Source organism: Sphingopyxis sp., assembly GCF_035998965.1.
Classification (GTDB): domain Bacteria; phylum Pseudomonadota; class Alphaproteobacteria; order Sphingomonadales; family Sphingomonadaceae; genus Sphingopyxis.
The window spans coordinates 52,053-72,052 of record NZ_DASYHE010000080.1 but is presented as its reverse complement, the minus strand read 5'-3'; the positions used below and the strand labels follow the sequence as shown (position 1 = coordinate 72,052).

The window sequence follows — 20,000 nt, the reverse complement described above, 5'->3', positions numbered from 1 at the left end:
TGGTGGAGGGGCACCATCGGTTTGCCTGGCCGGTGCGATAGTGCACCGCCGAACGGTCGCCGTTGAAGCAGTGCTTTTTGTCCGGCGCCACGTAAACCGCCTGTGCCCCTCCACCACCCTTCGGGTGGTCCCCCTCCCCCGCTGGGGGAGGATCGGCTATGTCCGCAACTGGTCGTTAGCCGCCATTTCCTATTTTCGTCATCCCGGACTTGGTCCGGGATCCACGCCGACAGCGCATCTATGGATCCCGGATCAAGTCCGGGATGACGATGAGGGCTAAATCCTCCCTGTGGCGAAGCCATGGGGAGGGCTAAGATCCAAGACTGCTACCCTACGGCCGGATCAGATATTTTTCCCCCGTCCGCTTGGCATTATAGGCGGCCGCCACATCCAGCGACAGCGCCTCGGTGAGCGAAATCTCGTGGCTGTAATGGCTCTTGAACGTCGTCGTCAGCTCGTCGACGACGCGTTTCCGCAGTCGCAAATTAGTTTCCATGCCCGCCTTCTGCAGGAAAGGCGTCAGCAGGAAGCCCGACAGCGACCACGTCAGGCCGAACGCGCGGTTAAGGATCGTCGGCCCCAGGTCGAGCGCGCCGTAAATATAGACCTGCTTGAAGGTGTCAGACCCATAACGGCTGTACGTCGTCATCCGCTTCACCGCGGCCACTTCCATCGCGGAGAGAATCTGGCCCGCCAGCTTGCCGCCGCCGATCGCGTCGAAACCGATCGTCGCGCCGGTTGCGACGATCGCGGCGACCAGTTGGTCGATGAAATCGTCGGCGCTGCTGTTGACGATATGCGTCGCACCAATGCCTTTCAGTATATCAACCTGCGCGTCGCTGCGCACGATATTGACCAGCGGGATGCCGTCCTTGGCGCAAATCTTGACCAGCATCTGGCCCAGGTTCGACGCCGCGGCGGTGTGGACGATCGCGCTATGCCCCTCGGCCTTCATCGTTTCGGTGAAGGCAAGGCTGGTCAGCGGATTGACGAAGCACGACGCGCCGTCTTTCGGGTCGGTGCCGTCGGGCAGCAGCATGCACATCTGCGCGGGCAGGCAGCGATATTCAGCATAAATTTCGCCGCCGATCAGCGCGACGGTCTTGCCGAGCAGCGCCTGCGCCTCGGGCGAATCGCCCGCCGCGACGACGGTACCGCAGCCTTCGTTGCCGATCGCCAGCGCTTCGCCGATCCGCCCGCCCATCGCGCGCATCCCCGCGGGGGGAATATCGGCGGTGATCACCGGCAGGCCGTCGCGGGTCGAAGCCCGTGCGGTCGACATGTCGGCACCGCCAAACAGCAGGCCCAGGTCCGACGGATTGATCGGCGTGGCGAGGATCTTGACCAGCACCTCGTGCGATTTCGGCTTCGGCATCGGACGGCGTTCGAGCGACACCTCCAGCTCGCCCTCGGGCTTTACCAAGGTCAGCATGGTGAGGTTGGTGTCAGGCAGGTCGGTCATTGCGGGTCTCCCGTCGCTTTTCGGTTTCTCGATGCAACGGATTAGGGGGAGACGGTGCGGCTGGCAACCTCTCCGTTCCCGTCATCCCGGCGAAGGCCGGGATCTCGCCGCTGCGAGCGAAATCGACGGTGAGATCCCGGCCTCCGCCGGGATGACGATCAAAGAGTGGGCTAATGTTCCGCGGCCAACCGCAAAACCTCATCCGCCAACTCCCGTCGGCAAATCAGCAAATCCGGCAGATAGGTATCGGCATTGTTATACCGGATAACCGATCCATCGACGCGGCTGACATGCAGCCCCGCCGCCTGCGCCACCGCGACGGGCGCGCAATTGTCCCATTCATATTGGCCGCCGGTGTGCAGATAGATGTCGGCCTCGCCCCGCACCACCGCCATCGCCTTGGCCCCCGCCGATCCCATCGCTAGCAGCTCGGCGCCGATCCGTTCGGCCACAAAAACAGCCTCGGCCGCGGGGCGGGTGCGGCTGACCAGCATCTTCAGTGGCTGGTTCGCGGGCTGAAGCGGCATTGGCGCACCCGATGTCAGCGTGATTCCCAACGCCGGCAGCGCGACCGCGCCAACACGCGCAACGCCATCGACCGCAAGAGCGACATGCACCGCCCAATCGTCGCGCCCCTCGCCATATTCGCGCGTGCCGTCGAGCGGATCGATGATCCACACCCGGCTGTGTGCCAGCCGCGCCGCGCTGTCCTTTTCCTCTTCGGACAGGATCGCATCGTCGGGGCGCGCCGCACGCAATTCGCGGCACAGCATCGCATTGGCCGCTTCGTCGCCCGCCTGCCCCAGCGCCTTGCCCTCCAGCCCTTCCGCCCGCAGCGCCAGCAGGATCGCGCCCGCCGCCGTGGCGAGCCGTTCGGCCAGTTGCTCGTCGGTTTCGGTCATCTCAGCCAAGCAGCCGGTCGATGATCAGGTCAGCCGCTTGCTCGGGCGACATCGCGGTCGTGTCGATGCGGATCTCCGGCGTCTCAGGTGCTTCGTAGGGGCTGTCGATGCCGGTGAAGTTTTTGAGCTGTCCGGCGCGCGCCTTTTTATACAGGCCTTTCACATCGCGGCGCTCTGCTTCGGCCAGCGGCGTATCGATAAATATCTCGATAAACTCGCCCTCGGGCAGCATCGACCGCACCATGTCGCGCTCGACGCGGAACGGCGAGATGAACGCGGTGATGACGATCAGCCCGGCGTCGGTCATCAGCTTCGCCACCTCGCCGACGCGGCGGATGTTTTCGATCCGGTCGGCTTCGGTAAAGCCCAGATCGCGGTTCAGCCCATGGCGGACATTGTCGCCGTCGAGCAAAAAGCTGTGCCGGTTCATCCGGTGCAGCTTCTTCTCGACCAGATTGGCGATCGTCGACTTGCCCGATCCCGACAGCCCGGTGAACCACAACAGCGCAGGGCGCTGGTTCTTGAGGTTCGCGCGCATGTCGCGATCGACATCACTCGCCTGCCAATGAACATTCTGCGCGCGGCGCAGGCTGAAGTGCAGCATCCCCGCCGCGACGGTCGCATTGGTCAGCTTGTCGATCAGGATGAAGCCGCCCAGCGTGCGATTGTCGGCATAGGCCTCGAACACGATCGGCTTGTCGGTCGACAGCTCAACCACGCCGATGCCGTTCAGTTCCAGCGTCTTGGCCGCTAGGTGATCGAGCGTATTGACGTTGATCTCGTACTTCGGTTGCTGGATCGTCGCCGACACCGTCTGGGTCGCGAGCTTGAGCCAATAGGCGCGGCCCACGAGCATCGCCTCATCGGCCATCCACACCAACGTCGCCTCGAACTGATCGGCGGCCTCGGGTGGTGCATCGGCAGCGGCGATGACATCGCCGCGTGAGCAGTCGACCTCGTCCGCCAAAGTCAGGGTGACCGACTGACCCGCGACGGCTTCGTCGAGGTCGCCGTCCAGTGTCACAATGCGGTCAACCGTCGTGGTTTTGCCGCTCGGCAGGATGCGCACCGCGTCGCCCGGCTTAACCGCGCCGCTCGCGATCTGGCCCGAGAAGCCGCGGAAATCGAGATTGGGGCGGTTGACCCACTGTACCGGCAGGCGGAACGGTTGCGCCTCATCGGCGGCGGCGGCGATCTCGACACCCTCCAGATGCTCGATCAGCGCCGGTCCCTTGAACCATGGCATATTGTGTGACAGCGCGGTAATATTGTCGCCTTTGAATCCCGAAATCGGAATCGCGGTAAAATTTGTGATCCCGATCTCGCTCGCGAAAGAGCGATAGCTCAGCAGAATGCGTTCGAAGACAGTCTTGTCATAACCGACAAGGTCCATCTTGTTCACCGCCAGCACGATATGCTTGATGCCAATCAGATGGGCGAGAAAGCTGTGTCGCCTCGTTTGTGTCAACACACCCTTGCGCGCGTCGATCAGGATGACGGCAAGGTCGGCGGTCGAGGCGCCGGTGACCATGTTGCGCGTATATTGCTCATGCCCCGGGGTGTCGGCGACGATGAACTTGCGCTTCTCGGTGGTGAAAAAGCGGTAGGCGACGTCGATCGTGATCCCCTGCTCGCGCTCGGCCGCCAGGCCGTCCACCAGCAGCGCGAAATCGATCTCCTGTCCCTGCGTTCCGACGCGTTTGCTGTCGGCTTCAAGCGCCGCGAGCTGGTCTTCGAAGATCATCTTGCTGTCGTAAAGCAGCCGTCCGATCAGCGTCGACTTGCCGTCGTCGACCGATCCGCAGGTGATGAAACGCAGCAACGATTTCTGCTGATGCTGCGCCAGATAGGCGTCGATATCCTCGGCGATCAGCGCGTCGGTGACGTAAACAGGGTCGGTGGTCATCAGAAATACCCCTCCTGCTTCTTCTTCTCCATCGACGCATCGCCGCCATCCTTGTCGATGATGCGGCCCTGCCGTTCGCTGGTAGTCGTCAGCAGCATTTCCTGAATGACCTCGGACAATGTCTTGGCCTCGCTCTCGACCGCGCCCGTCAACGGATAGCAACCGAGGGTGCGAAAACGCACCGAACGCTCGACGGGCGTCTCGCCGGGAAGCAAGGGAAAGCGATCGTCATCGACCATCAGCAGCAAGCCGTCGCGCTCCACCGTCGGCCGCGGCGCGGCGAAATAGAGCGGCACGATCGGAATATTTTCGCGCGCAATATATTGCCAGATGTCGAGCTCGGTCCAGTTCGAGATCGGGAACACGCGGATGCTTTCGCCCTTGGCCTTTTTGGCATTGTAGAGGTTCCACAGCTCGGGGCGCTGCTTCTTCGGATCCCAGCCGTGGGTGCCGGTACGGAACGAAAAGATGCGTTCCTTGGCCCGGCTCTTTTCCTCGTCACGCCGCGCGCCGCCGAAAGCGACATCGAAGCCATGCAGATCGAGCGCCTGCTTCAACCCCTCGGTCTTCCACATGTCAGTGTGCAGCGGGCCATGGTCGAAGGGGTTGATCCCGCGCTCCTTCGCCTCCGGATTCTGATAGACGATCAGCTCCATGCCGCTTTCCGCGGCCATCCGATCGCGTAGTTCGTACATTGCCCGAAACTTCCACGTGGTGTCGACGTGGAGCAGCGGGAACGGCGGCGGCGAGGGATAGAAGGCCTTGCGCGCCAGATGCAGCATCACCGCGCTGTCCTTGCCGACGCTATACAGCATCACCGGCTTGACCGCGTCGGCCATCACTTCGCGCATGATATGAATGCTCTCGGCCTCAAGCCGGTCGAGATGGGTCAGCGTATCGGTCATGCCCCGCCCTTGCCCTCGCGCCTCCGGACGATCAAGCTGTATGGCCTTTTGCCCATGCAAGCCAGACTTGCAAGGCGCGGGGTCATGCGGCGACGCCCACCCGGGTCCGGCGCCATTCGGCGGCGATGGCGGTCACCGTGTCGCGGGCATGGGCTAACCGCGGATCGACATCGGGCAATGCCGCCCACGCCGGATCGACAATCAAACCCAGCTCGCGCCGGAAATCATAGCCCGCAACCTTGAGCGGAACGATCCCCTCAATCGCCAGCGACACTGGCGCGGTGGTGATGCCGATCCCGGCGGCGACCATGCGCAGACACCGTTCGTCGCTCTCGCTGCGCAGGGCAAAGCGCGGGCGCACGCCGTGCCGGGTGAAGAAGCGACTGGTGGCGTCGAGAAATTCGCAAGAGCGGCGCGCGATCATCGTCTCTGCGGCAAGCTCCTCGGGGCCAACCTCGATCCGTCCCGCGAGCGGATGATCGGCGGCGATGAACATTGCCAACGGCTCTTCGTAAAGCGGCACGACATGGTCGCCGCGCTCGCCGGGTCGCAGCGGGAGCAGGGCCATGTTGATGCGCCCGCTGCCGAGCGCTGCGCGGAGTTCGGATTCGCTGTTCTCGATCAGTTCGATGGCAAAGCTAGGCCGCAACGCCGTAACGATCGCCTGCAAAAACTCCCCTGAAACCGATCGGATCACGCCAAGCTTGAGTTCGGTCGCCTGCCGGTCGTCCTCGCGCCCGAAATCGTCGGCGGCGCGAAACCCGCGCTCCACATCGCGTGCGATCGGCAGGAACCGCCCGCCCGCCTCGGTCAGCCGGATCTGGCGACGGTTGCGGATGAACAGCGCTGTGCCGACCAGTTTTTCCAGCTCGGCGATCCCGCTCGACAACGCTGGCTGCGTCACCCGGATCCGAGCCGCGGCTTGCGTAAAACTGCCCGCATCGACGACGGCGAGAAACTGGCGGACATGGGCGCGCTTAATCATAGATTTTGCTTATGCTAAATCCCCTATCGTTTCAATTTCCATATGCCCAGTTTTTGGCGCATTATCGCGGCCAGTCCCGCCCTCGATCGATAGGCCCATCCATGCGCGCAACCCCCGACTTCGATTTCGCGCTCGGCGAAACCGCCGACATGATCCGCGACACCACCGCCCGCTTCGCCGACGAACAGATCGCGCCGCTCGCCGCAAAAGCCGACGCGGAGGACTGGTTCCCGCGCGACGAACTATGGACGCAGATGGGCGATCTGGGCCTTCACGGCATCACGGTCGAGGAAGAGTTTGGCGGGCTCGGCCTCGGTTATCTTGAGCATGTGATCGCCGTCGAAGAAGTGAGCCGCGCGAGCGGCGCGATCGGGCTGTCCTACGGCGCGCATTCGAACCTTTGCGTCAACCAGATCCGCCGTTGGGGCAATGCCGACCAGAAAGCAAAATATCTGCCCAAGCTGATCAGCGGCGAACATGTCGGCAGCCTCGCGATGTCCGAAGCGGGCGCGGGCAGCGACGTCGTGTCGATGAAGCTGAAAGCCGACCGGGTACAGGGCGGCTATGTCCTCAATGGCACCAAATTCTGGATTACCAACGCGACCTGCGCCGACACGCTGGTCGTTTATGCCAAGACCAGCCCCGAAGCGGGCTCGCGCGGCATCACCGCCTTCCTGATCGAAAAGGATATGCCGGGGTTTTCGATCGGGCAGAAAATCGACAAGGTCGGGATGCGCGGCTCGCCGACGGCGGAACTGGTGTTCAACGATTGCGAAGTGTCCGAAGAGCAGGTCATGGGGCCGGAAAATGGCGGCGTCGGCGTGTTGATGTCGGGGCTCGATTATGAGCGCGTCGTTCTCGCCGGGCTCCAGCTCGGCATCATGCAGGCGTGCCTCGACACCGTCATCCCCTATGTTCGCGACCGCAAACAGTTCGGCAAACCGATCGGGTCATTCCAGCTGATGCAGGCGAAGGTCGCCGACATGTATGTCGCGCTCCAGTCGGCGCGATCCTATGTCTATAACGTCGCCAAGGCGTGCGATGCAGGCCAGACGACGCGCTTCGACGCCGCGGGTTGCATTTTGCTGGCCAGCGAAAGCGCGGTGAAGGTCGCGGGCGCAGCGATCCAGGCGCTCGGCGGCGCAGGCTATACCAAGGACTGGCCGGTCGAGCGTTACTGGCGCGACGCCAAGCTGCTCGACATCGGCGCCGGGACCAACGAGATCCGCCGGATGCTGATCGGCCGCGAACTGATCGGCGCCGGCGCATGATCTGGCTCTGGCTGTCGGCGGCCTTCATGGCGACGACGGCCTTGGTGCATGGCGCGCTGGGCGAGAAACGATTGATCCAGCCGCTCCTCGCGCTCGATCAGGGGATCATGGCGGTCGATCTGGCGCGCAAAGTGTTTCGCTTTGCCTGGCATGCGATGTCGGTGCTGATGTTGTTGTCGGCTGCGACCGTTATCTGGCCCGGCACGCCGCGCGGTCTGATCCTGCTGGTTGGCGGGGTATGGACCGCGGTGGGGTTGTTCGACGCCGTCTATACGCGCGGGCGTCACATCGGCTGGCCGATCCTGACCGCGTCGGGCGTCTTCGCGATCTTGGGCGCGACGGCATGAATGACACGCTGCTTACCGCCCTCCAGTACTACGGCGCCGGGGCATCGACGCTGGCGGCGTTGATCGTGTCGCTCAACCTTGGCCGCCGCCGCACCGGCTGGGCTTTTGTCATTTTTGTTACCAGCAGCATCGCGCTGATCGCATGGGGCTTTTTGCAACCCGACAGCGAGGGCATCGGTTGGCAGAATATCGCGCTGCTGATCATCAACGCGATCGGTGTCTATCGTTACCTGATCCTGAAAGATAAACCGGGCGATCCGGACGAAAAGCGGGGAGAGACTTTACAGTGAGCGCACCGGTTCTTGGTACCAATGTCGATCCCGACAGCGACGAGTTTCGCACCCGCGCCGCGCATAATCGCGCGCTGAAGGATGAGCTGTGGGCGCGCGTCGCCGAAGCGGCGCTGGGCGGCAATGAGAAATCGCGCGAGCGGCACACCAGCCGCGGCAAATTGCTGCCGCGCGAACGCGTCGAGCGGTTGCTCGATCCGGGTTCACCTTTCCTTGAGATCGGCCAGCTCGCAGCGAATGACCTGTACGACGGCGAAGTGCCGGGCGCGGGGCTGATCTGCGGCATCGGGCGTGTGTCGGGACGCCAGTGCATGATCGTGTGCAACGACGCGACGGTGAAGGGCGGCACCTATTACCCGCTGACCGTGAAAAAGCATCTGCGCGCGCAGGAGATCGCGCTCGAAAACCGCCTGCCGTGCATCTACCTGGTCGATAGCGGCGGCGCCAACCTGCCGCATCAGGACCAGGTGTTCCCCGACCGCGACCATTTCGGCCGCATCTTTTTCAACCAGGCCAATATGTCGGCACGCCGCATCCCGCAGATTGCGTGCGTGATGGGCAGCTGCACCGCGGGCGGCGCTTATGTCCCCGCGATGAGCGATGAGACGGTGATTGTCCGCAATCAGGGCACGATCTTCCTAGCCGGACCGCCGCTGGTGAAGGCTGCAACGGGCGAAGAAATCAGCGCCGAGGATCTGGGCGGCGGCGACCTGCATGCGCGCAAGTCGGGCGTCGTCGATCATCTGGCTGAGAATGACGAACATGCGCTGACGATCGTGCGCGACATTGTCAGCCATCTTGGCACCGACACCGGGTTCGACATCGCGCTGAAAGACCCGCGGCCGCCGAAATATGATCCCGAGCAGCTCTACGGCGTCGTCCCCGACGACGTCCGCGCGCCCTATGACGTCCACGAAGCCATCGCGCGCATCGTCGACGCCAGCGAGTTTCATGAATTCAAGGCCAATTACGGCAGCACGCTGGTGTGCGGCTTCGCGCATATCTGGGGCATCCCTGTCGCGATCCTCGCCAACAATGGCGTGCTGTTCAGCGAAAGCGCGGTCAAGGGCGCGCATTTCATCGAACTGGCGCAGCAACGCCGCATCCCCCTGCTCTTCCTCCAGAACATCAGCGGCTTCATGGTCGGCGGCAAGTATGAGGCCGAGGGGATCGCCAAGCATGGCGCGAAGCTGGTGACCGCAGTCGCCACGGCGACGGTGCCGAAGGTCACCGTGCTGATCGGCGGCAGTTTCGGCGCGGGCAATTACGGCATGTGCGGCCGCGCCTACTCACCCCGCTTCCTGTTTACCTGGCCAAATGCGCGGATCAGCGTGATGGGCGGCGAACAGGCGGCGAGCGTGCTCGCGACCGTCCACCGCGACGCCGACAAATGGACGCCCGATGAGGCCGAGGCCTTCAAGGCGCCGATCCGCCAGAAATATGAGGATGAAGGCAACCCGTACCACGCAACCGCACGGCTGTGGGACGACGGCATCATCGACCCCGCGCAGACGCGCGACGTGCTGGGGTTGGCTTTTGCTGCAACGCTGAACGCGCCGGTCGAGGACCGGGGCTTCGGCGTGTTCAGAATGTGATGGCGATGAGCGGCGAGGAAGCGATCCTCCCCGGCACGGGGAGGGGGACCATCCGCAGGATGGTGGAGGGGCACCCACGGTGATCACCGGCCCCCGCGACACGCTCAAACGCGCCAGAAAACTGCGCAGCGAGATGAGCCTTTCGGAACGGATGCTCTGGCGCATCCGGCGCGGGCGACCGGACGGCTTTAAGTTTCGGCGCCAACATCCAGCGGGTATCTATGTTCTGGATTTCTATTGCCCCGCAGTACGGCTGGCAATCGAAGTGGACGGGCAGACACATGACGGCGAACGCGCGGCGCAGCAGCACATCGCCCGGGCTAATTTCTTGAAATCGCAACATGTCGCAACGCTTCGTGTGCCGGCAACGGCGATCATGACGAATTTGAAGACGGCCGTGACGCGGATAATCGAAGTGTGCAAGGAACGGGCAATGAAGATCAGCGAACGGCAAGACAAACCGCCTGTGCCCCTCCACCATCCTGCGGATGGTCCCCCTCCCCGTGCCGGGGAGGATCGGCTGTGATCAAATCTCTCCTCATCGCCAATCGCGGCGAGATTGCCTGCCGCATCATCCGTACCGCGCGCGAGATGGGTATTCGCACCGTGGCGGTCTATTCGGACGCTGACGCCAAGGCGCTGCATGTGCGGCAGGCCGACGAGGCGGTGCATATCGGCCCGTCGCCGGCGCGAGAATCCTATCTGGTCGGCGAAAAGATCATCGCTGCCGCCAAAGCGACCGGCGCCGAGGCGATTCATCCGGGGTACGGCTTCCTGTCCGAAAATGCCGAGTTCGCGCAGGCGGTCATCGACGCCGGGCTGATATGGGTCGGCCCCAATCCCGCGTCGATCACCGCGATGGGGCTGAAAGATGCTGCCAAGAAGCTGATGGCCGAAGCCGGGGTGCCGGTAACCCCCGGCTATATGGGCGAGAACCAAGATCCCGCCTTCCTTGCCGAGCGCGCTGCCGAAATCGGCTATCCCGTCCTCATCAAGGCGGTCGCGGGCGGCGGCGGCAAGGGGATGCGCAAGGTCGATGCGGCGGCCGACTTCATCGACGCGCTCGCCTCGTGCCAGCGCGAGGCCGCGGCCTCGTTCGGCAACGACCATGTGCTGATCGAGAAATATATCCTGACCCCGCGCCATATCGAGGTGCAGGTGTTCGGCGACACCCACGGCAATGTCGTCCACCTGTTCGAGCGCGACTGCTCGCTGCAACGCCGTCACCAGAAGGTGATCGAGGAAGCCCCCGCCCCCGGCATGGACGAGGTCACCCGCGAAGCGCTCTGCGCCGCCGCGGTGCGCGCCGCGCAGGCAGTCGACTATGTCGGCGCCGGAACGATCGAGTTCATCGCCGACGCCAGCGACGGCCTGCGCGCCGACCGCATCTGGTTCATGGAAATGAACACGCGGTTGCAGGTCGAGCATCCGGTGACCGAGGAGATCACTGGGGTCGATCTGGTGGAATGGCAGTTGCGGGTGGCGAGCGGTGAGCCGTTGCCGCTGCGACAGGAGGAGTTGTCGATCAACGGGTGGGCGATGGAAGCACGGCTTTATGCGGAAGACCCGGCGAAGGGCTTCCTGCCCTCAATCGGCACGCTCGAACTGTTCCAGCTTCCCGATCATCTCGGCCGCGTCGATACCGGCGTCGATGAAGGCGCCGAAGTCTCGCCCTTCTATGACCCGATGATCGCCAAGGTCATCGCTTATGGCGAGGATCGCGAGGAAGCGCGCGAGCTGCTGTCGGAGATGCTAGAGGACAGCGCGATCTGGCCGGTAAAGACGAATTCGGCCTTCCTGATCAACGCGCTCGCTCATCCCGATTTCGTGACAGGCACGGTCGATACTGGACTCATCGGGCGAGATGGCGACGCGATGACCGAAGAGCCCGTTCCCACGATCGAGGCCCTCACCAACGCCGCGATGGCGATCGTCCCGCGCTCGCTTCAGGCGGGTTTCCGTCTCAACGCACCCGACGTGCGCTCGGCGGCATTTTTGCTCGATGGAAAGCGTGTCGAGGTCGACCTGCACGGCCCAGGCACCGACGAACCGGCACCTGCGATGCTCGTCGCCGAGGGCGGTTCGGTGTGGCAGCTGACCCCTTGGCGCGCCGCGGGCGGCCCGAGCGGAGCAGCAGGCGACGGCGCCATCCTGTCGCCGATGCCCGGCAAAGTCATCGCCGTTGAAGTCGCTGCGGGCGAAAGGGTGATCAAGGGGCAGAAGCTGCTCACTCTCGAAGCGATGAAGATGGAGCATAGCTTGACCGCGCCGTTCGATGGCGTGGTAGCCGAGCTTAATGCGACGCCGGGGGCGCAGGTGCAGGTTGAGGCGTTGCTGGTGCGGATTGAGAAGGAAGAATGACACCCCTCCCCGTTTGTGCTGAGCTTGTCGAAGCACCGTCCTTCCTTCTAACATCGCAACCAAGAACGGCCCTTCGACAAGCTCAGGGCGAACGGAGTATTGAATAATGGCGGGGCGCTTCTTCGACGAATGGACCATCGGCGATACGCTGACCCACGACATTCGCCGCACGGTGACCGAGACCGACAACCTGCTGTTCACCGTGATGACGCATAATCCGCAGCCGCTGCACCTCGACATCGAGGCAGCGAAGGCGTCCGAATTCGGCCAGATCCTCGTCAACGGCACCTTCACCTTCAGCCTGATGGTCGGGCTGTCGGTCGGCGATACGACGCTCGGCACGCTCGTTGCCAACCTTGGCTATGACAAGCTGGTGATGCCCAAGCCCGTGTTCATCGGCGACACGCTTCGCGCGGAGAGCGAAGTCATCGGGCTGAAGGAGTCGAAATCGCGGCCCAACGCCGGGATCGTCACCTTCCTCCACCGCTGCATCAACCAGCGCGATGAACTTGTCTGCCAGTGCGAGCGTTCGACGCTTGTACACAAACAACCGTGAAATCCTCCCCGCTCGCGGGGAGGTGGCAACCCGCAGGGTTGACGGAGGGGGGTTAGCGGCCTCACACTTTGCGCCATGACAAAAACCCCCTCCACCATCCTCCGGATGGTCCCCCTCCCCGTGGCGGGGAGGATCGGATCATGAGACTACGGTCCCTCCTTTTCGTCCCCGGCGACCGGCCCGAACGCTTTGCCAAAGCGGCGGCATCGCGCGCCGACGCGATCATCCTCGACCTGGAGGATTCGGTGTCGCTCGCGAACAAGGACGCCGCGCGCCACGCGATCGCCGACTATCTGGCAGGCGCGCGCGAAGTCCTCACGCTGGTGCGCGTCAATCCGCTCGATGGCCATCTCACCGCTGCTGATGTCGGCGCGATCATCGCCGCCCGACCCGATGCAATCATGCTGCCCAAGGCCGAGGGCGCACCGAGCATCGCGCAGCTCGACCTCATATTGCGCAGCGAAGGCGCGGCTGACGCCTCGCTGCCCCCCATCCTGCCGATCGCCACCGAGACCGCCACGGCGATCTTCACCCTCGGCAGCTATCGCGAGACGAAGGATCGTCTGCTTGGACTGACCTGGGGCGCCGAAGACCTGCCTGCTGCCATTGGTGCCACCACCAGCCGCGAGGCCGATGGCAGCTACACCGCGCCCTATAACGTCGCCCGCGCGCTGACCCTGTTCGCCGCCCACGCCGCGGGCGTCGCCGCGATCGATACGGTGTTCCCGGCGATCAAGGACGAGGCGGGACTCGCCGCCTACGCCGCCCACGCCCGACGCGATGGCTTTACCGGCATGATGGCGATCCATCCGGCCCAGGTCGAGGCAATCAACGCTGCCTTCACCCCCAGCGCCGACGAGGTGTCGCGTGCGCAGGCGATCGTCGATGCCTTCGCCGCCAATCCGGGCGTCGGGGTGCTGCAAGTTGACGGCAAGATGGTCGATGCGCCGCACCTCAAACAGGCCAAGCATATTCTGTCATTGGCGGACTGAGCCACCCCTCGTCAGCGAACCTTACGCCGGAAAGGCGGATGGCGCTTCATCCAGTCGCGCCCGCGGTGCCAGCTCTTTTTCAAACCGCGCTCAGTAAAGCTTTCGAACATCGCATCAGGGCTGGTCGGGTCGAGCACCTCATTGTCGGCAATGAATTCATCGAGCGGTCCGGGGGCGACCAGATCGAGCAGTTCGAGCGAGCGACCGTCGCCGCGCATCGATTCAATCGTTTCGATCAAGGATCCGGTCCGCTCGAACGTGGATGCGATGTCATTCTCGGTCACGCCCAGATGCTCGGCGATCAGCGACTCGCGCAGGCGCGCGATGACCGGTTCGACGCCCGTGTTCGCCGCCAGCGCTGCATCGATCGTGACATCGCATTCGCTGTCGAGCCCCATCGACCGGTTGTTCAGGTTCGACGATCCGATCCGCAGCAACCGGTCATCGACGATCGCGGTCTTGGCGTGGACGTAGATGGGGTCGCCGCCCTTGGTATGCGGCACATAGACTTTCAGCCGGTCACCGTGCCGTGACTTGGCAATCGAACGGACGAGTTGCACGCGCGCCGCGTCCATCGCCATCTGCTCCAGCCACCCGTCGGCGGTCTTGGGCATCACCATCACAAATTCGGGCGGATCATCTTCATCGAGCCGCGCGGCGATCGCCGCCGCGATCGCGCCGCTGGTGAAATACTGGTTCTCGAAATAGATGAAGCGCCGCGCGCCCGCGATCATGTCGAGATACAGCTGCTCATTCTCGCGTATTTCAGGGCGGCCATCATATTCGGCGCTGGTGCGCGAAATTGCGACATCGACATCCATAAAGTCGGGTTCAAGATCGTCGGGCCAATTCTCGCCTGTACCGCTCAGATCGCGAAGCGGCTTGCTCGTCGCGCGCTGCCAACGCTCATTGCCCAGTTCCGCCAGCGCCGTTCCGATCGGGCCCGACAGGATCATCGTCGAATCGTGCCAGGGCATATAGCGCTTGCCGTTGGGGCCGGTACGCCGCGGGTCGTCGTCGATATGGTCGCGCGTGTCCCACCGCGTCGAGCTGACGTCGATGCCGCCGCACACCGCCAGATGATCGTCGAACACCGCGACCTTCTGGTGGTGGCTGCACCCGACAGGATGCGCGCTGTCGAGCCGGAAGCTGATCGACTTTGTCATTTTCCAGCGTAGCACCATCGCGACGATCGACGGCACGAACAGATGTTTCAGACCGCCGAAATTCCAGCGCAAAATGTCGATGTCGCGCTGCGGCTGATCCTTGGCGAGGCGCAGCAGGTAATCGCCGAGCGATTCGCCTTTCCCCTGCTCGTCGGGGATCAGCGGGATGCGCGGATCGAAATCCCAACCGATCAGCAGGATCCGTTCCTTGGCACCCGCCATCAACCGTTCGAGCAGCGCGTAATAGTCCGCCGCGTCGACAATCATCCGCGCCTTGTTGGCGCGTTCGATGCGCCAGCAATTGCGCCCTTCGACGACGATGGGGGCCAAGCTCTGCGGGCGTTCAGGGTCGCTCATCGCCGACGCCACGCATGGCGGCGGCGATCGTTCCATCGGGCGCGATCAGGCGGCGTAAAATTGCTCCGGGGTCAGCGTCATCATCGCTTCGCTGCCCGCTTCGATCTTGCGGCGCAGCGACCCGGCGTCGGGCAGGAACCGTTCGCCAAAGTAGCGCGCGGTGACCAGCTTGGCTTCAAGGAACGCCTTGTTGCCGCGCCCTTCGGCGAGCGCCTTCTGCGCCGCTTCGGCCATCATCAGCCACATCGATCCCAGCGCGACGATCCCCATGATGTGCATATAATGATGCGCGCCGGCGCCGATATTGTTCGGGTTTGTCATGCCATTCTGCATGAACCACATCGTCGCGGCCTTCAACTCGCCGTTCGCTTTTTCCAGCCGCCCGGCGAAGTCGGCCAGTGCCTCACTGTCCTTGGCGCGCGCGCATTCGGCGTCGATGATCGCAAAGAAGGCCTGGATCGCGCGGCCGCCATTCTGCGCCAGTTTGCGGCCGACCAAGTCCATTGCCTGAACGCCGTTCGCACCCTCGTAGATCATGGTGATGCGGGCATCGCGGACATATTGGCTCATGCCCCATTCTTCGATGTAGCCATGGCCACCGAACACCTGCTGCGCATTGGTCGCTACGTCATAACCCTTGTCGGTGCCATAGCCCTTGATCACGGGGGTTAGCAGGCTGACGAGGTCGTCCGCTTGCTGGCGTTCTTCTTCGGTCTCGGCGACATGCGCCAGATCGACCTGCAACGCGCCCCACAGGCACAGTGCGCGGAGCCCCTCAACGGTGGCCTTGGCATCCATCAGCATCCGGCGCACGTCGGGATGGACGAACAGCGGGTCGGCCTTTTCCTGCGGGTCTTGCGGCCCGGTCAGCGCGCGACCCTGGCGACGGTCCTGCGCATAGGCGACGGCGTTTTGGAAAGCGATGTCGGCCTGTCCCAGTCCCTGAACGCCGACGCCCAAACGCGCGGCGTTCATCATCACGAACATCGCGGCGAGGCCTTTGTTTTCCTCGCCGACCATCCAGCCCTTGGCGCCGTCATAATTCATGACACAGGTCGAATTGGCGTGGATACCCATCTTGTGTTCGATCGACCCGCATTGCAGTGCGTTATGCTCACCCAGCGAGCCGTCGTCATTGACGAGAAACTTTGGCACGATGAACAGCGAGATGCCCTTGACGCTGTCAGGCGCGTCGGGCGTCTTGGCGAGCACCAGGTGGATGATGTTCTCGGTCAGGTCATGCTCGCCCGACGAGATGAAAATCTTGGTCCCGGTGATGGCATGGCTGCCATCGCCGTTCGGGACCGCGCGGGTGCGGATCAGACCAAGGTCGGTGCCGCAATGCGGTTCGGTCAGGTTCATCGTCCCGCCCCACTCGCCCGAAATCATCTTCGGGCAATAGCTCGCCTTCTGTTCGTCCGATCCCTTGACCAGAATCGCCGCGACCGCGGCTTGGGTCAGCCCCGGATACATCGCAAAGGCCTGGTTCGCCGCCATGCGATATTCCTCGACCGGAAAACCGACGACATGCGGCAAACCTTGCCCGCCGAACTCTTCGGGCTGGGTCAGCAACGTCCAACCAGCGTCGCAATAGGCTTTATAGGCTTCCTTGAAGCCCTTCGGTGTCGTCACCGATCCGTCGTCGTGGCGCGTACATCCCTCCAGATCGCCCGACTGGTTGATCGGGAACAGCACTTCCTCACAGAATTTGCCCGCTTCGGTCAGCACGGCCTCGATCATGTCGGGGGTCGCGTTGGCGAAACCGGGCAGGTTCGCATAGCGCTCGACCCCGAGCACGTCATTGAGGAGAAAGAGGCTGTCTTGCACGGGGGCGCGATAGACGGGCATGGGAAATCCTTCTGAAAATCAGCTTCGCAATGTCACTTGCCTGGGGAGAGGCTCAACCGACCTTTTGGCCGGCGTCGACTTTTTTCACCATATCGATGAACCGCGACAGTTCTTCGACAGCGCTGTCGATATCGTCCCGCTGCCGCTGCAACAAGCCGATGCGCTGTTCGCATTTCTCGATCGTCACCTGCCGTTGCAGCTTACGACCGTCGCCGACGTCGTAAAGGTCGATCATCTCGCGAATGTCCGCCAGGCTGAACCCGGTGCGCTTGGCGCGCAGAATCCACGCCAGACGTGCCCGATCACGTTTCGAATAGATGCGCGACAATCCCTTGCGCGACGGACTGATCAGCCCTTCATCCTCATAGAAACGCAGCGCACGCGCGGTAACGCCGAACTCGGTCGACAAGTCGGTGATGCTGAATTGTTCGCGGCCCAAGTGATCGGGCGTGTCGATATGGGCGTGGCCATATGGTTCGGTCATGCCGACGAAACTAGTTTCCGTTGACGTGAACGTCAAGACCGGCAAATCGGCCCGTTTTGGCGCCGGTCAAACCCCGCAAGGTTGCTGCATATTGCCTTGCTGATCGCGGATCTGCAAGCCCCGCGCATCATCGGTCGACCAGCTCGCGCGCGGCAGCCGCAAGCCCGACAGCGAAGCACGCGCTGGACAGAGTTTATTGCATTGCGGCGGCAGGCTGCCGGGAAGGCGCAGCTCGTCTTCCTCTTCGCGCACCAGCGTGTCGCAGCCCTCCGCTCCCCCAAAGCGCATGCGCCAGCCGTCGCCCTCGCGCACCATCGTTCCACTGGCGGCACAGGACAAAGTCGTCCCGAACGATGCGGTCACCGCAAAGCGCCACTGCCCCGCGCCATCGGGAACGACGCACATCGCGTCGCGGCCTAGGTCATGCGAGCGTTCAAACACGCCGACCGGCGTCTCGGCGTCGGGACTCACGACGCCGCGCTCGCGCGCCGCGATTTCCAGCGGATTGTCGGCGTCGATCCCCTGCCCGCTCCGATCCGGCGCATGCCGTTCGCACCCGCCGACGAGCAATAGGCCCAGCGCCAATGCGAGCTTAGCTGTGCGCATCATCGTCCAGAAATGTCAGCGCCCCGTCCGCCTCGACCCGGCGATAAAAGCACGTCCGGCGCCCGGTATGACAAGCCGGTCCGGCGGGCGTCACGCGCAGCAACAGCGCGTCCTGATCACAATCGACGCGCATCTCGACCAACGTCAGCCCGTTGCCCGATGTCTCGCCTTTGCGCCACAGCGCACCCCGCGATCGCGACCAGAAATGCGCCTGCCGTGTCACCTGCGTCCGTTCGATCGCCTCGGCATTCATATGCGCGACCATCAGCAGCACGCCGGTGTCGGCATCCGTGACAATCGCTGTCACGAGACCTGCCGCGTCGAAACGCGGGAGAAATCGGTCGGTCGTGTCACGCTGGTGGTCCATAACCTGCGCTTTAGAGCAGAAGCTGGACGCCTGTCATCCCGTCGTTCGCTCGGCCGATGACAATATCGTGAATATGGGGGGCGACATTTGCGATCTCCCTCCCTATATGCGCGCCAGTCACTGCCCTCGCTGCTGGACCATCATGCTCACCACACACCCTTTCGACGACGACAAACTCCGCGAGGAGTGCGGCGTCTTTGGTATTCATGGCGCCGACAGCGCCGCCGCGGTCGTTGCGCTGGGCCTGCACGCCCTGCAGCACCGCGGACAGGAAGCCGCCGGCATCACCGCCTTCGACGGCAAGGAATTCCACACCCACCGCGCCATGGGCCATGTCGCCGGCAATTTCGACCGCGACGAGATCATGCGCCAGTTGCAGGGCGGATCGTCGGTGGGCCATGTTCGTTATTCGACGACCGGCGAGACCGCGCTGCGCAACGTCCAACCATTGTTCGCCGATCTGTCTACCGGTGGCTTTGCGGTGGCGCATAATGGCAATATCTCGAATGCGACCGCACTCAAGAAGGTGCTCGTGCGCCGCGGTTCGATCTTTCAGTCGACGAGCGATACCGAGGTCATCATTCACCTCGTCGCGACGTCAAGCTATCGCTCGCTGATCGACCGCTTTATCGACGCGCTGAAACAAGTCGAGGGTGCCTATTCGCTGATATGCCTGACTGCCGAGGGCATGATCGGGTGCCGCGACCCGCTCGGGATCCGCCCGCTCGTCATCGGCAAGCTCGGCGACGCCCATATTCTGGCGTCGGAAACCGTGGCGCTTGACGTCGTCGGTGCTGAATTCGTCCGCTCGGTCGAACCCGGCGAACTTGTCATCATCCGCGATGGCCAGCTGACGTCGCACCGCCCCTTTTCCCAGCAATCGGCGCGCCCGTGCATCTTCGAGTATGTCTATTTCTCACGCCCCGATTCGATCGTCGACGGCACCAGCGTCTATTCGGTCCGCAAGGCGATCGGCGCCGAGCTGGCGCGCGAAAACCCGGTTGATGCCGACCTGATCATCCCGGTTCCCGACTCTGGGACGCCAGCCGCAATCGGTTATGCGCAAGAATCGGGCATCCCGTTCGAACTCGGGATCATCCGCTCGCACTATGTCGGCCGCACCTTCATCCAGCCGGGCGACAAGGTCCGCCATTTGGGCGTCAAGCTGAAGCACAACGCAAACCGCGCGCTGATCGCGGGCAAGCGCATCGTGCTGATCGACGATTCGATCGTGCGCGGTACCACCAGCCTGAAAATCGTCCAGATGATGCGCGATGCGGGCGCTGCCGAGGTCCATATGCGGATCGCCAGCCCGCCGACGCAGCACAGCTGCTTTTACGGCGTCGATACCCCTGAACGCGCCAAATTGCTCGCGGCGCAGATGACGGTCGGGCAGATGGCGAACTTCATCAACGCCGACAGCCTGTCGTTCGTCACCATCGACGGCCTCTATCGCGCGCTGGGCGAAGCGAAGCGCACCGATGATGCGCCGCAATATTGCGATGCCTGCTTTACCGGCGACTATCCCACCACGCTCACCGACTTCGACGAGCATGGGTTGGAAGATCAATTTTCGCTGCTGGCTGAACGGGTTGTCTGA

The 20,000-nt window shown here is 63.4% G+C and carries 19 protein-coding genes; 9 read left to right on the top strand and 10 right to left on the bottom strand.

The features are described 5' to 3' along the window. Positions 1-331: 331 nt before the first annotated feature. From VGN68_RS13815 to VGN68_RS13795, 5 genes are all read right to left on the bottom strand, one after another. On the bottom strand, positions 332-1,462 hold the full coding sequence (locus tag VGN68_RS13815) for a zinc-binding dehydrogenase (RefSeq protein ID WP_327477454.1): 1,131 nt from the start codon (positions 1,460-1,462) through the stop codon (positions 332-334). A 170-nt stretch (positions 1,463-1,632) separates the two neighbouring features. Beyond that, on the bottom strand, positions 1,633-2,364 hold the full coding sequence (locus VGN68_RS13810; protein ID WP_327477455.1) for a 3'(2'),5'-bisphosphate nucleotidase CysQ: 732 nt from the start codon (positions 2,362-2,364) through the stop codon (positions 1,633-1,635). A 1-nt stretch (position 2,365) separates the two neighbouring features. Next, on the bottom strand, positions 2,366-4,270 hold the full coding sequence (gene cysN / locus VGN68_RS13805; RefSeq protein ID WP_327477453.1) for a sulfate adenylyltransferase subunit CysN: 1,905 nt from the start codon (positions 4,268-4,270) through the stop codon (positions 2,366-2,368). Next, the gene (gene cysD, locus VGN68_RS13800; protein WP_327477452.1) at positions 4,270-5,175 is read right to left on the bottom strand and encodes a sulfate adenylyltransferase subunit CysD; all 906 of its coding nucleotides are present in this window, start codon (positions 5,173-5,175) and stop codon (positions 4,270-4,272) included. Before cysD ends, cysN begins: the two co-directional genes overlap by 1 nt. A gap of 82 nt (positions 5,176-5,257) precedes the next feature. Next, positions 5,258-6,160 (bottom strand): LysR family transcriptional regulator, encoded by a 903-nt coding sequence (locus VGN68_RS13795; RefSeq protein ID WP_327477451.1) that lies wholly within the window; start codon positions 6,158-6,160, stop codon positions 5,258-5,260. Positions 6,161-6,261: 101 nt separating this feature from the next. Between VGN68_RS13795 and VGN68_RS13790 the strand changes: the two genes are divergently transcribed. The 8 genes from VGN68_RS13790 (at position 6,262) to VGN68_RS13755 (ending at position 13,572) form a co-directional block, all read left to right on the top strand. Beyond that, complete coding sequence (locus VGN68_RS13790) at positions 6,262-7,431, top strand: isovaleryl-CoA dehydrogenase (protein WP_327477450.1); 1,170 nt, start codon at positions 6,262-6,264, stop codon at positions 7,429-7,431. After that, positions 7,428-7,778, top strand: a complete 351-nt coding sequence (locus VGN68_RS13785; RefSeq protein WP_327477449.1) for a hypothetical protein — start codon at positions 7,428-7,430, stop codon at positions 7,776-7,778. Before VGN68_RS13790 ends, VGN68_RS13785 begins: the two co-directional genes overlap by 4 nt. Further along, positions 7,775-8,068 carry a hypothetical protein gene (locus VGN68_RS13780; protein WP_327477448.1) on the top strand — a complete coding sequence of 98 codons (294 nt, stop codon included), beginning with the start codon at positions 7,775-7,777 and terminating at the stop codon, positions 8,066-8,068. Before VGN68_RS13785 ends, VGN68_RS13780 begins: the two co-directional genes overlap by 4 nt. Continuing rightward, complete coding sequence (locus tag VGN68_RS13775; protein ID WP_327477447.1) at positions 8,065-9,663, top strand: carboxyl transferase domain-containing protein; 1,599 nt, start codon at positions 8,065-8,067, stop codon at positions 9,661-9,663. The genes VGN68_RS13780 and VGN68_RS13775 overlap by 4 nt, the downstream gene beginning before the upstream one ends. Positions 9,664-9,742: 79 nt before the next feature. Beyond that, positions 9,743-10,189: an endonuclease domain-containing protein gene (locus tag VGN68_RS13770; RefSeq protein ID WP_327477446.1), complete on the top strand. Its 447-nt coding sequence runs from the start codon at positions 9,743-9,745 to the stop codon at positions 10,187-10,189. Next, entirely contained in the window at positions 10,186-12,024 is a 1,839-nt protein-coding gene (locus tag VGN68_RS13765; protein WP_327477445.1) for an acetyl/propionyl/methylcrotonyl-CoA carboxylase subunit alpha, read from the top strand. The genes VGN68_RS13770 and VGN68_RS13765 overlap by 4 nt, the downstream gene beginning before the upstream one ends. 106 nt (positions 12,025-12,130) lie before the next feature. After that, the gene (locus tag VGN68_RS13760; RefSeq protein ID WP_327477444.1) at positions 12,131-12,580 is read left to right on the top strand and encodes a MaoC family dehydratase; all 450 of its coding nucleotides are present in this window, start codon (positions 12,131-12,133) and stop codon (positions 12,578-12,580) included. A gap of 140 nt (positions 12,581-12,720) precedes the next feature. Then, positions 12,721-13,572, top strand: coding sequence for a CoA ester lyase (locus VGN68_RS13755; protein WP_327477443.1), 852 nt, complete (start codon positions 12,721-12,723; stop codon positions 13,570-13,572). Positions 13,573-13,583: 11 nt separating this feature from the next. Here VGN68_RS13755 and VGN68_RS13750 read toward each other — a convergent pair whose 3' ends face one another. From VGN68_RS13750 to hisI, 5 genes are all read right to left on the bottom strand, one after another. After that, positions 13,584-15,095 (bottom strand): phospholipase D-like domain-containing protein, encoded by a 1,512-nt coding sequence (locus tag VGN68_RS13750; RefSeq protein WP_327477442.1) that lies wholly within the window; start codon positions 15,093-15,095, stop codon positions 13,584-13,586. 45 nt (positions 15,096-15,140) lie between these two features. Further along, complete coding sequence (locus VGN68_RS13745; protein WP_327477441.1) at positions 15,141-16,943, bottom strand: acyl-CoA dehydrogenase C-terminal domain-containing protein; 1,803 nt, start codon at positions 16,941-16,943, stop codon at positions 15,141-15,143. Positions 16,944-16,995: 52 nt separating this feature from the next. Then, positions 16,996-17,427, bottom strand: a complete 432-nt coding sequence (locus VGN68_RS13740) for a MerR family transcriptional regulator (protein ID WP_088439096.1) — start codon at positions 17,425-17,427, stop codon at positions 16,996-16,998. A gap of 66 nt (positions 17,428-17,493) precedes the next feature. Continuing rightward, on the bottom strand, positions 17,494-18,036 hold the full coding sequence (locus VGN68_RS13735; RefSeq protein ID WP_327477440.1) for a hypothetical protein: 543 nt from the start codon (positions 18,034-18,036) through the stop codon (positions 17,494-17,496). Then, positions 18,020-18,400 carry a phosphoribosyl-AMP cyclohydrolase gene (gene hisI / locus VGN68_RS13730; RefSeq protein WP_327477439.1) on the bottom strand — a complete coding sequence of 127 codons (381 nt, stop codon included), beginning with the start codon at positions 18,398-18,400 and terminating at the stop codon, positions 18,020-18,022. The genes VGN68_RS13735 and hisI overlap by 17 nt, the downstream gene beginning before the upstream one ends. Positions 18,401-18,542: 142 nt before the next feature. Between hisI and purF the strand changes: the two genes are divergently transcribed. Next, a complete protein-coding gene (gene purF, locus VGN68_RS13725) occupies positions 18,543-20,000 on the top strand; it encodes an amidophosphoribosyltransferase (RefSeq protein ID WP_327477438.1) in 1,458 nt (485 codons plus the stop codon).

Coding starts and splice junctions, on each gene's coding strand:
- hisI (WP_327477439.1), bottom strand. CDS start 18,400: ATGGACCACCAGCGTGACACGACCGACCGATTTCTCCCGCGTTTCGAC.
- VGN68_RS13795 (WP_327477451.1), bottom strand. CDS start 6,160: ATGATTAAGCGCGCCCATGTCCGCCAGTTTCTCGCCGTCGTCGATGCG.
- VGN68_RS13785 (WP_327477449.1), top strand. CDS start 7,428: ATGATCTGGCTCTGGCTGTCGGCGGCCTTCATGGCGACGACGGCCTTG.
- VGN68_RS13755 (WP_327477443.1), top strand. CDS start 12,721: ATGAGACTACGGTCCCTCCTTTTCGTCCCCGGCGACCGGCCCGAACGC.
- VGN68_RS13790 (WP_327477450.1), top strand. CDS start 6,262: ATGCGCGCAACCCCCGACTTCGATTTCGCGCTCGGCGAAACCGCCGAC.
- VGN68_RS13735 (WP_327477440.1), bottom strand. CDS start 18,036: ATGATGCGCACAGCTAAGCTCGCATTGGCGCTGGGCCTATTGCTCGTC.
- VGN68_RS13780 (WP_327477448.1), top strand. CDS start 7,775: ATGAATGACACGCTGCTTACCGCCCTCCAGTACTACGGCGCCGGGGCA.
- cysD (WP_327477452.1), bottom strand. CDS start 5,175: ATGACCGATACGCTGACCCATCTCGACCGGCTTGAGGCCGAGAGCATT.
- VGN68_RS13810 (WP_327477455.1), bottom strand. CDS start 2,364: ATGACCGAAACCGACGAGCAACTGGCCGAACGGCTCGCCACGGCGGCG.
- VGN68_RS13740 (WP_088439096.1), bottom strand. CDS start 17,427: ATGACCGAACCATATGGCCACGCCCATATCGACACGCCCGATCACTTG.
- VGN68_RS13745 (WP_327477441.1), bottom strand. CDS start 16,943: ATGCCCGTCTATCGCGCCCCCGTGCAAGACAGCCTCTTTCTCCTCAAT.
- cysN (WP_327477453.1), bottom strand. CDS start 4,270: ATGACCACCGACCCTGTTTACGTCACCGACGCGCTGATCGCCGAGGAT.
- VGN68_RS13750 (WP_327477442.1), bottom strand. CDS start 15,095: ATGAGCGACCCTGAACGCCCGCAGAGCTTGGCCCCCATCGTCGTCGAA.
- VGN68_RS13815 (WP_327477454.1), bottom strand. CDS start 1,462: ATGACCGACCTGCCTGACACCAACCTCACCATGCTGACCTTGGTAAAG.
- VGN68_RS13760 (WP_327477444.1), top strand. CDS start 12,131: ATGGCGGGGCGCTTCTTCGACGAATGGACCATCGGCGATACGCTGACC.
- purF (WP_327477438.1), top strand. CDS start 18,543: ATGCTCACCACACACCCTTTCGACGACGACAAACTCCGCGAGGAGTGC.